Raw genomic sequence first — 12,996 nt, 5'->3', positions numbered from 1 at the left:
CAAAAATCATTGTTGGATTGGATTAGAAGAAGTCGCGCTTATGGTGCCAAGCGCTTTAATCATCGATTTTTAGTACTGCCATAAATGCTTCTTGAGGCACTTCGACATTACCGACTTGTTTCATCCGTTTTTTACCTTCTTTTTGCTTGTCTAGCAATTTACGTTTACGAGAAATGTCACCGCCATAACATTTAGCCAATACGTTTTTACGCATCGCTTTAACCGTTTCGCGGGCAACAACTTTGGTTCCGACAGATGCTTGGATAGGAATCTCAAACATTTGACGCGGAATCAATTCACGTAATTTTTCACAAATAATCCGTCCGCGATGATATGCACGTTCGCGGTGAACGATAAAGGATAGTGCATCGACTTGTTCGCCGTTAAGCAAAATATCCATTTTCGCCAGATTCGATTTGCGGTATCCAGACACTTCATAATCAAACGAAGCATACCCTTTAGTACTGGATTTCAATTGGTCAAAGAAGTCATAAACGATCTCAGACAATGGCACTTGATACGTAATCGTTACACGAGTGGTATCCAGATATTCCATGTTGATAAATTCGCCACGCTTATTCTGACACAATTCCATAACTGTACCTACATAATCGTTCGGTACGATAATAGATGCTTTGACATAAGGCTCTTCTACATATTCGATCTTGCCCACTTCTGGATAGTTCGAAGGGTTGTCGATCGTCATGACGTCGCCGTTAGTCAATGTTACTTTGTAAATAACACTTGGAGCGGTTGTAATCAAAGGAATATTGAACTCACGCTCAATACGCTCTTGAATAACATCCATATGAAGCAGTCCTAAGAATCCACAACGGAATCCAAAGCCTAGTGCGCTTGAAGATTCAGGCTCAAAGCTGAGCGAAGCATCATTCAATTGCAATTTTTCTAAAGCTTCACGGAGATCGATATAATCGGAAGATTCGATAGGATACAGTCCGCAATATACCATTGGATTGATTTTGCGATAACCTGGTAAAGGTTCTGGTGTTGGATTCTTAGCATCAGTGACCGTATCACCGACACTGGTATCGCCAACGGTTTTGATGCCCGCTACGATAAATCCTACATCCCCTACATTCAATTCATCGACAATCGCCATCCGTGGCATAAATGCGCCTACTTCAATAACTTCAAATTCTTTACCTGTTGCCATCATTTTAATTTTGGAACCGGATTTGATTTTGCCATCAATAACACGAATATAGACAATAACGCCTTTATACGGATCATAATGAGAATCAAAAATCAATGCTTTAAGCGGCTTATTCGGATCGCCTGTAGGTGCAGGTACTTTTTGTACCACTTGCTCCAAGATTTCCTTAATACCGATTCCTGCTTTGGCAGAAGCCAGTACAGCGTCGCTTGCATCCAGTCCAATAACATCTTCGACTTCTTGCTTCACCCGTTCAGGATCGGCACTTGGAAGATCGATTTTGTTGATGACTGGCAAAATTTCTAGATTGTTATCTAACGCCAAATAAACGTTAGCTAACGTCTGAGCTTCGATACCTTGCGCCGCATCAACGACAAGCAAAGCGCCTTCACAGGCTGCTAGACTACGAGATACTTCATACGTAAAATCGACGTGTCCCGGTGTATCAATCAGATTCAGCAGATATTCCACACCATCATCTGCTTTGTACACAAGACGAACGGCTTGTAATTTGATCGTGATTCCACGTTCACGTTCCAAGTCCATTTGATCGAGTACTTGTGCTTGCATCTCACGCGAAGTGAGCGCGCCTGTATATTCCAAAATACGGTCAGCCAAAGTGGATTTACCGTGGTCTATATGCGCAATGATTGAAAAATTACGAATTTTTTGTTGTCTTACTGACATATCAGTCATGCCTTACCCCCAACACAAGCCTGAAATATACTGCTGATTATTGAAAAAAATCAACAATCCCATTAATCCGTTTATTATAGCAGTTGAGCGATTTTACAGCAATCCCACATCTGAAATATCATTGCTTATAGTCAATAATGGTATTGCATTTGCCTAGGGTACATGATAGAATATTTAAAGTTGTGAAGAATACGTATATGCTCTACAGGAGGTGAATGTAATTGCCTAACATTAAATCCGCGGTGAAACGTGTAAAAACTAGTGAAAAACGTCGTGCGTTGAACGCTTCTCAGAAGTCTGCTCTTCGTACAACAGTTAAAGCTGCTGATACTGCACTTGTGAATACTGATGTAGAAGCTGCAAAAGCTGCTGTAATCGCTGCTTCCAAGAAGCTTGATAAAGCTGCTACTAAAGGTCTTGTCCACAAAAATGCGGCTGCTCGCAAAAAATCCCGTTTGGCTAAAAAACTAAACGCGATTTCTAGCCAAGGCTAAATTTCGTGCAACAGATGATTGAATGTATTCATCATCTGCATATGATAAACCCCTGCTTCGGCCATTCCGAACAGGGGTTTATTTTGTTGCTTTGAAGTTACAAAAAAAGGCTTACCCACAGATAATAGATTGCGGGTAAGCCTTTTTTATTTATTTTGGTATATATTATTTTTATACATTGCTTATGCCACGCATCTCAAGCTCCCAAACGTAACAAAAACATTTCCAACCCCAATACTTTATCGATTGCTCCTGTTTTCATCTGATAATCCAGTCTGGCTAGATGTGCCAAAATCGAGCGTAATTTCTGACTATCGAATTTGCGAGCTTGTTCACCGGCTAACTTCACTACATACGGATGCAGACTTAATTGAGAAGCCATCTGCTGTTGCGAATAATTCTGACCTGCTAATTCTTTCACTTGCAACATGATTCGGAATTGACGAGCAATCAGAGCGGCAATTTTAATCGGCTCTTCACGTTGTTTTAGTAAATCATAGAAAATAGTCAAAGCTTGCTCTAAGCGAACAGCAGCAATCTGCTCGACTAATGCAAATACATTTTGCTCTGTACTGCGTGCAACAAGGTGATGCACATCTTCTACTGTGATTGTACCACCTTTGCCTGCGTGTAGACACAGCTTATCCATCTCTGCCGCTAAAATACCCAATCCTGTCCCTGCAGACTGTACAAGTGCCTCTGCGGCGGTTGTAGAACATTCACATTCTAACTTTTTAGCATGACGGATCAACCATTGTAACAATTCGTCTGCACCCATTGGTTGGAACGGTAAAAGGCAAGCTGATGATGATTTGAGCGCTTTGACTATTTTTTTACGCTCATCTAACTTTTCACCCTGTACCCAGAAAATAATAATACTGTAATCAGCAGGATGTTCCATATATTTAAGTAACGAATCGATACGATGTTCGATTTTGGTATCTTTGCCTGCTGTAAGCACAGAAGAGTCTTTTACAATCATTAATTTGCGCGGTACCATAAAAGGAATCTCTTCAGCTTCTTCAATTACCGTTTCTAGCGGTGTCTCTGCAAGATCGTACTGAGCCAAAGCAAAGTCTTTATGTTCAGGTTCAATCAGTTGAGCTGTTGCAAAATCAATAAATTCACGAATACGATATTTTTCATTGCCATAGCATACATAAATAGCGGCTGGCTGATTATTTTTAATATCTTTACTTGCTGTTTTTAAGTCCATACTCCGTCCCCCCAAGTTCGTCCTTTTTATTTTAACGGAAAAAGGAGCATACGACAAAGAACTTTCCAAAATACTCGGAAAGTTCTTTGTTTACACTTGTTATCACATACATCGATATTACTGAAGTCCGGCTGTAGAAAGTTTATACCATTTGGTTTTGCCTTCTTTAGCTACTTGATAATTAAATGTTTTGCCGTCTTTGGTCCATTGACCATTTAACCACGTACCATCAATTGTAGCTGTAGCAACGACAGTGCGACCATTAATATTGTTTTTGGATAAGCTATCGAGTCGCAACGTATTCGATGTGGTTAACACCACTGCAAATGATGAACTCGGAGATACCCACTCTTGTTCTTGCTGTATCGTATTCGTACTAAATGAACGAACTTTGCTATCATCTTTGGCTTTAGAATCAGCTTCCGGTGCTAGGCTATACGTTTTAGGTTTAGCATCATTATTGGATGCATCAGGCGTAGTGCCAGAAGCATTGTCTTTAGATGCTGAACTATCTTTGGATGAACTATCATCTGTACTTGCTTTTGGTGCTACTGGAGATGATGATTCATCGTTATTTGCAGTACTTGGGGTAGTGCTGTCTGTTGATTTGGAACTGTTGGAAGAACTGCTATCTGCTGTTCCTTCATCTGTCCCTGTTGCAGGAGATGATTCGCTCGTACCACTACTATCTGTATCTGGTGCGATTTGTTGCTCTCTCATCAACTGATCTTCATTGTTGCTTGTACCATTGCCTGAACTCGGCGGACTTGATTCTGGTGCAGTCTGGGAACTTGCTGGCGGATTGCCTCCCTTGTTGCCTGAAGAAGGAGTGCTTTCCTGGCTAGTGCCTGTACCTGTATCAGGAGTCGATTTATCCGGCGTTGTTGGTTGTTGATCTAATGTTCCACTTCCACTGTCAGGTGTTACTTTTTGTGATTCTTCAGACTGTGGTTGTGTATTCGTTTCAGGTGAAGTTGTTGATTCAGGCGTATTGGTTGCAGGTGCTTGTAAGGTAGCATCTTGTTCAGCTTTCGATTTCGCTGCGCCTGTTTCTTGATCTTTGGTCTGTTGCTCCATACTTATCGCAGACGGTGCTGGTCCTGCATCTGAAAGTGTTTTGGGTTCATAAGTTGCAATTGAAACTCCAAGAATAACACCAGCAGCAACCAGTCCACCAATCGTTCGTACTGGCAAGCGATCTCGCCATGAACTGCGCTGTCTACGACGTTCTGTAAATTCATCTTGTTTCTCATGTTGCGGTTCCATAATGCCAATATCAGAAGCAATCTCAGCACGACGTTCGGCATCGATATCATCTAAAGTAGGTAATATAGAATCGACTAGACTAAATTTGGGTTTGACATCAGGTAATTTCTCAAGCTGTAAAGATAAAGCGCTCATTATTCGAAATGTATCCGCATCATCAGGATTATTATCGATATGGCGGAACAGGATATCAGCATCTTCCTCGCTTAGATCACCGTCCAAATAGCGGTTCATCCATTCTTCCGCTACTTCACGTTTCATCCAGTCACTCCTCCTTTCTCATAATCTGCAAGCAGACTCTGTAATTGTTGACGGGCACGAAACAAATACGATTTCACAGTATTCAATGGCAAATCAAGACAATCTGCTATTTCGTTATAGGATAAATCTTGAATATAACGGAGTACAATAACGGTTCGGTGATGCTCCGGTAATTGATTGATCGCTTCACGTACATCTTCTGATGTATAAGCACGCATAACATCGTGTTCTACATTATCGCGACCTTCAAAAACCATCTCATGCTCATCAATCGAGACCGTCGGCTTGCTACGTCTAAATTTATCAATACATACATTTGTTACGATTCGTTGTACCCATGTTTTGAATTGTGCTTTTTCTTCATAGGAACCGATTTTGGTATAAATACGGATCAAAGCTTCCTGAGCCGCGTCTAGAGCATCTTGTTCATTATTTAAAATGTAATATGCCGTTTTGTAGACATGATGTTCTATCTCTCTTAATAGGGTGATTAGAGCATCCCGGTCTCCCGCTTGGGCGGCCTTGATGAGTCCCTGCTCCACCACGGAGGATCCCCCTCTCCTTACAACTATTCAGACGCAATCTATTGCCTAATAGTTGCAGTTATTTTCAAATTAATTTTAATGTTTTGATTCATTTGAATAATTAGTGGTCTACGCGCTTTATCTTGCATTGCTGGAAGATGTGAACTCTGTTGTTATAAAGACTTACCCTATGTAGGATTCATCCGAATCGAATGCAAAGATGTAAACGGTTCAAGACTGTATTTAGAATAACAGAAACACTTGTATTCGTCATCCCGACAGCGGAGATGAATACAAATACAAGTGTATACATTAGCTTATCTACAATACAAGTATTATGGTAAAGGATACATGACCCGCTGTAACATTTCTCCATCTGGATGTACTTGAATCTGTATTTCTCCTTGAAGATCGGTTCGAGCGACTTCTGAATCTACCTGTTCTATTCGCTCTAATACTTCTTCTGTAGGATGACCATATGTATTGGTAGCTCCTACAGAAATAACAGATAGAGCAGGTTGCCAGTACTGTAGCCATTCACTGGAAGAAGACGTTTTGCTACCATGATGACCAATTTTGAGTACATCGATAGGAAAATTAGACTCTGCTAATGATGCTGTAAAAACGGAATTATTTTTAAAAGTAGAAGATTGTTGAAGCTGATATAAAATCCCTTGTTCTTCTGCTTGATCTGCATCTCCTGTAAACAAAAAATGACGTTGATTCATCGTAAGTAAAAAAACGACAGAATAATGATTTTGATTTTCTTCGCGTGGTAATCCTTTGGTATAGGTAGATGTTGCATTCCTTTGATTCGGTGTTTCCGGAGCTAAAAAGGTTAGTGTTGTCTGATCATCTATCTGTAATTCACTACCCGGTATAGGTGCAATCAAAGGAATCTGTCGATCCAGTATAGTCTTCATTAAAGGATTGAGACTGTCTCCATCCGGCAACGTACCATTAAAAATAAAATGATGTACAGGAATTTGTTCGATAACAGCTGTTAATCCTCCTGCATGATCATGATCACCATGAGTTAAAAGTACAGCATCTAAATGATGTATTCCTCGCTTTTTCAATAATGGTACAAGTAACTTGTTGCCGATCTCGTATGGATTCTTTCGTTTTCTCCATTCTTGTCCGGGACGTTCAAATGTCATCGTTCCGCCACCATCTACTAATATCTGTTTTCCTTGTGGTGTAGTAATCAAAATGCTATCTCCTTGTCCGACATCTAAATACTGGACTGTTCCTGCTCCTGAAGTGATAGGCTGAGTATATCCATACACAAGTAAACCCATCATGACTAAGCCACTTGCACAACAAGCTATATACCTACGCTTCATCCATGGAGATATATAAGCAATAGCATGCCAGCTAGATTGTATTTTATGGATAAGCGAGAAAAAAGATTGCGTATGATGACTACTATAATTATTAAAATGATTTGCTACAAAAAGACGTTGATCTAACGGCTGAGTGTAAGCCTCTTGCTGATTAGTGGTATCACCATTTGTCAAAGAAAGATGCACAGATTGTTCGCGAAATTGCCACTGCATTATATGTTGTAGACAACGCAAACCTGTATACAGCATTACATAATATAACAAGATCCATAGGATAGACGGTGAATACCAGATCGTTAACATTCCGGGTACGATATCGATCCAATCTACCAGATGAAATGTCCATGTATTAATCCATGAGATCACATTGCCTAAGCTATTCGCTACTGGCAACCACAGATAACTAAGCGCAAGTACAAGCGACCCAGCAGGCAATACAATCAAACTTACAATAGGAACAAGAATAAAATTAGCAACCGATGATAAAATCGAAAACTGATTAAAATAATAAATTGTTAGAGGAAACGAAATCATCTGAGCTACCCATGTTACTGCTAACGCTCCTGCCCATTTGGGTGGTAACTTCTGAAGTAACGGTTGAACTAACGGCACAAAAATAACCAATCCAGCAGTGACGATAAAAGATAATTGAAAACTAACATTCAGTAAATAATAAGGTTCATATAACAACATTCCTATACAAGCAGCACATAATATATGTAATCCATCTTTGAGTATTCCCCGACTAAGCGCATATAGACCGATCATTCCCATTATTCCTGCACGAACCGCTGAAGGAGAAGCACCTGTTAATAACACATAAATAGGCAGTAACACTATGACAATTAAGCAAGCCCGTTCTTTGGTAATCTTCATCTGACGCAATAACCACAACAAAATCGCTGTATAAATCGCTACATGCAGACCGGATATAGCAAGAATATGAGTTAATCCTTGTCTGGAAAAAGAAGCAAATGTCTCAGGATCAAGGTCACCTGAATCGCCTATCAATAACCCTTTCATATATCCACGATCATGATCATCAAATAGCATATCAATTCGCGCGCCCAAATTAGCTCGAACTTGATCGTTATAACGTAATAATTCCCATTTCCACATCGTTATTTGAGATAAAGGTACAGTTGTCTGTGTTAGCGATGTTGCTCCTTTGGCGCTAATAATCCAATGTACATATTGAGTACGTAGATAATGACGATAATCAAATGTATTAAAATTACGAGCTTCTCCAGGAACTTTCCATATCCCTTGAATCTTTATATGGTCTCCACGTTGCCATAAAGCTGCTGTCTGTAATTCTGCTTCAGTTGCTAATTTCAGTTGAATTCTTACCTTTTCTGGTGTAGTAAGTGACTGATCTTCTTGGAATTGATAAATATTCATAAAAAAAGTAACCAGATCTCCATCGACTTTGATTGGACTGGCAATTATCCCTTTACCTTGCACCGACTGATCGATCATCTGCGACTCTTGAAGTTGAAGTGTAGCTGGAATATTACTACTATTACTTACTTCATTCCAGTGCCAGTAGATTGACGCAATCAACATTACAGAGCCAAGTATAAGTATAGAACGTTGAATCTGCGGAAATATCAGATACGCTGAAAATAAAATCAAACATAGTCCGCTCAATACCCACCAAATATATTCGCTTGTTAGACAAGCGATCATGCTTCCTCCAACCCATACCACGCATAAAGCAACCAGTGGACGTGTTTGCAATACTTCTCTCTCCGTTCTTATTTGTTTTTCGAAAAAAAATCAATCGTTCTGTATTATTATGATGTGATTCAACAGGCATTCTATTTTTGAAAATGGCTATTATATGCTCTATATCCATCTTGCCCTCTACACAAAAAAAGAACCATTACCTTACTAAGCCACGTCCATCTTCTACAGATGTTGTGTACTTACAAGATAATGGTTCTTCCATATATCGTTCCCTACTTTGCGATGAGGGCAGATGAATCGTATGAGATTAGCTGATTACTGTGGTGTCAGGTGGTGGATTGTAATGATCCAACTGACGGAAAATAATACCTTTTTGCTGCATCATAGCTGTAACTTTGCGTGTATCTTTAGGATAAGGACGATAATACACAATCTCAACAATACCACTATTGGCTAACATATTTGCACATGTCCAACAAGGCTCATCGGTAACATATACGACCGAACCTTCGCGGTCAGCCCGATCGGTAAAAAGGAGCAAATTCTGTTCAGCATGAATCGTACGGATACAACGTTGCTTTTTGACCATTGTTTCCACACCATCTACTTTGACCAGTTCTACTTCTTCTGAGATCATACAACCATCTTCAGAACAGTCAGGTACACCCATCGGTGCTCCATTATAAGCAGTACCGAGTAACTTCTTGCCTTGTACCAGTACTGAACCAACATGGCGACGTGGACATCGTGAACGTGTCGAGACCATATGAGCAATATCCATAAAATACGTATCCCAATCTTTACGTACCACTCTTACTCCCCCTTACATCCCCTAAAGCTGTACATAAGGCAACATCTTGGCTAACATTTTGCTACCGATTCCTTTTACATTATCCAGTTCATTCACACTGCGAAAAGCGCCATGCGTATTGCGATAATCAATAATCGCTTGTGCTTTCTTTTCTCCAATACCCGGCAATTCAGTTAGTTCAGACAGACTCGCATGGTTAATACTAATCTTGCCATCCTGTGTGCGGGCTGATGGTGCTGGATTTGTAGCAACAGTCTCGGTATTCGATGATGTTGAACTTGTAGACTCTGATGTTGCGATCGGAGTCTTGATCGATGGTTGCTGACTTGTAGAAGCCGTTTCAGTAACGACCGTATCTTTGGCTTTGGCTACCTCGGCTACCTTCTCTTTGGGAGAATCTGTTGCCGATGACGTTTCACCTTTGGAGCGATCTGTCTGATCTGTTGTTGCTTTGGATGTAGATTCATCCAAAGTCGAACTTGGTGTTGTCGTTACTACCTGATCTTCTACAAGTGAAGCTTGTGCTTGTTCATGTAAAGCTGTCCATTTGGTTTCTTGATCGCTGGATTGTAAAGTTCCAAACACAATCAATCCTGTTCCAAGCACCGCGGAGACTACCGCTGTCCACATGATATCCCGTCTCATAATGACACCTCTGCCGTCGGGATTCCAGTACATTACCGGAATCCCGGTAATAGACTCCCATCGCATAGGAGGTTAAACGATGTTACTTTTGTACGTTCAGATCAAACAATACATATATTAGCTATATCAATCGGTCAGTGATTAGTTAGCAACAATATTAACTAATTTGCCCGGTACAGCAATTACTTTACGAACTGTTTTGCCTTCAATCGCTTGTTGAACTGCTTCTAAGGATAGTGCAGATTCTTCCATCGCTTTGGCATCCAGATCTTTAGCAATTTTGTTACGTTGTACAATTTTACCATTCACTTGAATAACAATTTCTACTTCAGATTCAGTTGTCCATTGCTCATCAAATGTAGGCCATTCTACATACGTAATACTTCCTTCGTGACCCAGACGAGCCCATAGTTCTTCTGCAATATGTGGAGCAAGAGGAGATAACAATTGTACGAATTTCTCCATTAGATCACGTGGCAATACGTCTGTTTTGTAAGCATCATTCACAAAGATCATCAACTGACTAATCGCTGTATTGAAACGAAGTCCGTCTAAGTCTTCTGTTACTTTTTTGATCGTTTTGTGAGCTGTACGTTTGAATGCTTCATCGCCTTCACCGTCTGTGATTTTGGCATTCAATTGTCCTTCATCTGTAATAAATAGACGCCATACACGAGATAAGAAGCGATACATGCCTTCTACACCATTTTCATTCCAAGGCTTCGTTGCTTCCAGTGGTCCCATAAACATTTCGTATAGACGTAGTGTATCTGCACCATATTCGCTAACGATATCATCTGGATTAATAACATTACCACGAGATTTACTCATTTTCTCATTGTTATTACCTAGAATCATTCCTTGATTGACAAGCTTGTGGAAAGGTTCTTTGGTATCGACTACACCGATATCGTATAGCACTTTATGCCAGAAACGAGCATACAATAAGTGAAGTACAGCATGTTCTACTCCACCGATATATAGATCGACAGGTAACCATTCTTTTTGCTTCTCTGGTGAACACAAAGCATCATCATTATGTGGATCGATATAACGCAAGTAATACCAGCAACTACCTGCCCACTGTGGCATCGTGTTTGTTTCACGACGTGCTTTCATCCCTGTTTCTGGATCGATCGTTTCTACCCAGTCAGTAATATTAGCCAGTGGTGATTCTCCTGTGCCCGAAGGTTTGATCTGATCGATATCAGGAAGCAATAAAGGTAATTCCGATTCAGGAACAGTCTTCATCGTACCATCTTCTAAATGCAAAATAGGAATAGGCTCTCCCCAGTACCGTTGACGGCTAAACAACCAATCGCGTAAACGATACGTAACTTTACCTTGCCCTTTACCATTTTCCTCAAGCCATGCAATCATTTTGGCAATCGCATCTGTTGTATTTAATCCATTTAAGAAATCAGAATTCACATGTTCGCCTTCGCCTGTATACACTTCTTCTTGTACACTGCCTCCAGCTACTACTTCTTTAATTTCCAAATCGAATTTTTTAGCAAATTCCCAGTCACGAGCATCATGTGCAGGAACCGCCATAATAGCGCCTGTACCGTAACCTGCAAGTACATAATCAGCGATCCAGATTGGTAATTTCTCGCCACTTGCTGGATTAATTGCATAAGCACCTGTAAATACGCCTGTTTTGTCTTTTGCTAAATCTGTACGTTCTAGATCACTCTTATGTGTTGCTTGATCTTGATACGCTTTGACAGCCTCTTTTTGCTCAGGTGTTGTAATCACATCGACTAACTCGTGTTCAGGAGCCAATACGCAATATGTTGCACCAAATAAAGTATCTGCACGCGTTGTAAATACGGTTAGATTTTTATCGGTTCCTTCAATATCAAAGTGCACTTCTGCACCGACAGATTTGCCGATCCAGTTACGCTGCATATCTTTGATACTTTCGGTCCAATCCAATTCTTCCAAATCGTCCAAAAGACGCTCTGCGTATTCTGTAATACGTAGTACCCATTGACGCATCGGTTTGCGGACAACTGGATGTCCTCCACGTTCACTTTTGCCATCAATAACTTCTTCATTCGCAAGTACTGTTCCTAATGCTTCGCACCAGTTCACAGCGACTTCATCTACATAAGCAAGCCCTTTGTTATACAATTGGATAAAGATCCATTGTGTCCATTTGTAATACTGTGGGTCAGTTGTGCTGATCTCACGATCCCAATCATAAGAAAATCCTAATGATTTAATTTGACGGCGGAAATTATCGATATTTTTGAATGTAATATCACGTGGGTGTTCGCCTGTATCCATTGCATATTGTTCTGCTGGTAGACCAAACGCATCCCATCCCATCGGATGAAGTACATTAAAACCACGCATACGCTTGTAGCGAGACACGATATCTGTAGCTGTATATCCTTCAGGATGCCCTACATGCAGACCTGCTCCAGATGGATAAGGGAACATATCCAATGCATAAAATTTCGGTTTACCTGGTTCTTCTTGTGTTTTGAATGTTTTGTGTTGATCCCAATATCCTTGCCACTTCGGTTCGATCTGCTGTGGATGATAACCAGGTTGAGTTGTTTTTGAATCTGTCATCAATGTGTCCTCCTTCGATCTTAACGATCGTGTGTGTCTGTCGTATACCTGTATTTCATTCATAGCTTACTGCTCATATGCGACAAAAAAACCTCTCATCCATAGCGCATAATATCGCTAGGGACGAGAGGTTGTGTCTCGCGGTACCACCCTAGTTAGTGAACAAGCATACTTTGCTATCCACTCACTTAGTTGCCTGATAACGGTAGGAAGCCGATGTCGTTCAGAAATAGGATAACTACGCTGACTATGTACTGATAAAAATAACAGCGTATTCCAATATTCTTGCCA

9 protein-coding genes and 1 other annotated feature (1 of these 10 running past the window's edge) are annotated in these 12,996 nt (G+C 40.5%); of the genes, 1 reads left to right on the top strand and 8 read right to left on the bottom strand.

The genetic code is table 11. The annotated features are described in order from the left end of the window. Positions 1–55: 55 nt before the first annotated feature. A complete protein-coding gene (gene lepA / locus QCD85_RS12950) occupies positions 56–1,870 on the bottom strand; it encodes a translation elongation factor 4 (protein WP_273613132.1) in 1,815 nt (604 codons plus the stop codon). 221 nt (positions 1,871–2,091) lie between these two features. Here lepA and rpsT point away from each other — a divergent pair, with 221 nt between their 5' ends. Then, a complete protein-coding gene (gene rpsT / locus QCD85_RS12945) occupies positions 2,092–2,364 on the top strand; it encodes a 30S ribosomal protein S20 (protein WP_204823214.1) in 273 nt (90 codons plus the stop codon). A gap of 196 nt (positions 2,365–2,560) precedes the next feature. On the opposite strand, the gene holA is transcribed toward rpsT, so the two are convergent. The 7 genes from holA to leuS all read right to left on the bottom strand — a co-directional run bounded on the left by holA (position 2,561) and on the right by leuS (position 12,705). Further along, complete coding sequence (gene holA, locus QCD85_RS12940; protein WP_274172224.1) at positions 2,561–3,580, bottom strand: DNA polymerase III subunit delta; 1,020 nt, start codon at positions 3,578–3,580, stop codon at positions 2,561–2,563. A gap of 117 nt (positions 3,581–3,697) precedes the next feature. Further along, the gene (locus QCD85_RS12935; RefSeq protein ID WP_301262868.1) at positions 3,698–5,107 is read right to left on the bottom strand and encodes a hypothetical protein; all 1,410 of its coding nucleotides are present in this window, start codon (positions 5,105–5,107) and stop codon (positions 3,698–3,700) included. Then, positions 5,104–5,652: an RNA polymerase sigma factor gene (locus QCD85_RS12930; protein WP_204823211.1), complete on the bottom strand. Its 549-nt coding sequence runs from the start codon at positions 5,650–5,652 to the stop codon at positions 5,104–5,106. The genes QCD85_RS12935 and QCD85_RS12930 overlap by 4 nt, the downstream gene beginning before the upstream one ends. A 314-nt stretch (positions 5,653–5,966) precedes the next feature. Then, a complete protein-coding gene (locus QCD85_RS12925; RefSeq protein ID WP_301262867.1) occupies positions 5,967–8,717 on the bottom strand; it encodes a ComEC/Rec2 family competence protein in 2,751 nt (916 codons plus the stop codon). 256 nt (positions 8,718–8,973) lie between these two features. Beyond that, positions 8,974–9,477 carry a deoxycytidylate deaminase gene (locus tag QCD85_RS12920; protein ID WP_273613136.1) on the bottom strand — a complete coding sequence of 168 codons (504 nt, stop codon included), beginning with the start codon at positions 9,475–9,477 and terminating at the stop codon, positions 8,974–8,976. 21 nt (positions 9,478–9,498) lie between these two features. Further along, the gene (locus tag QCD85_RS12915; RefSeq protein WP_301262866.1) at positions 9,499–10,122 is read right to left on the bottom strand and encodes a ComEA family DNA-binding protein; all 624 of its coding nucleotides are present in this window, start codon (positions 10,120–10,122) and stop codon (positions 9,499–9,501) included. A gap of 141 nt (positions 10,123–10,263) precedes the next feature. Then, positions 10,264–12,705: a leucine--tRNA ligase gene (gene leuS / locus QCD85_RS12910; protein WP_301262865.1), complete on the bottom strand. Its 2,442-nt coding sequence runs from the start codon at positions 12,703–12,705 to the stop codon at positions 10,264–10,266. 116 nt (positions 12,706–12,821) lie between these two features. Continuing rightward, positions 12,822–12,996 (bottom strand) — a binding site (T-box leader); it runs 108 nt beyond the window's last position.

It is taken from the genome of Paenibacillus sp. PsM32 (genome assembly GCF_030433815.1).
Classification (GTDB): domain Bacteria; phylum Bacillota; class Bacilli; order Paenibacillales; family Paenibacillaceae; genus Saccharibacillus; species Saccharibacillus kyungheensis.
Note: the sequence above shows the minus strand (reverse complement) of the source record. Positions and strands in the feature narration are given on the sequence as shown.

What these genes read in the sequence shown, in the direction of transcription:
- lepA (WP_273613132.1), bottom strand. Translation starts at nt 1,870, where the DNA reads ATGACTGATATGTCAGTAAGACAACAAAAAATTCGTAATTTTTCAATC.
- holA (WP_274172224.1), bottom strand. Translation starts at nt 3,580, where the DNA reads ATGGACTTAAAAACAGCAAGTAAAGATATTAAAAATAATCAGCCAGCC.
- QCD85_RS12935 (WP_301262868.1), bottom strand. Translation starts at nt 5,107, where the DNA reads ATGAAACGTGAAGTAGCGGAAGAATGGATGAACCGCTATTTGGACGGT.
- QCD85_RS12915 (WP_301262866.1), bottom strand. Translation starts at nt 10,122, where the DNA reads ATGAGACGGGATATCATGTGGACAGCGGTAGTCTCCGCGGTGCTTGGA.
- leuS (WP_301262865.1), bottom strand. Translation starts at nt 12,705, where the DNA reads ATGACAGATTCAAAAACAACTCAACCTGGTTATCATCCACAGCAGATC.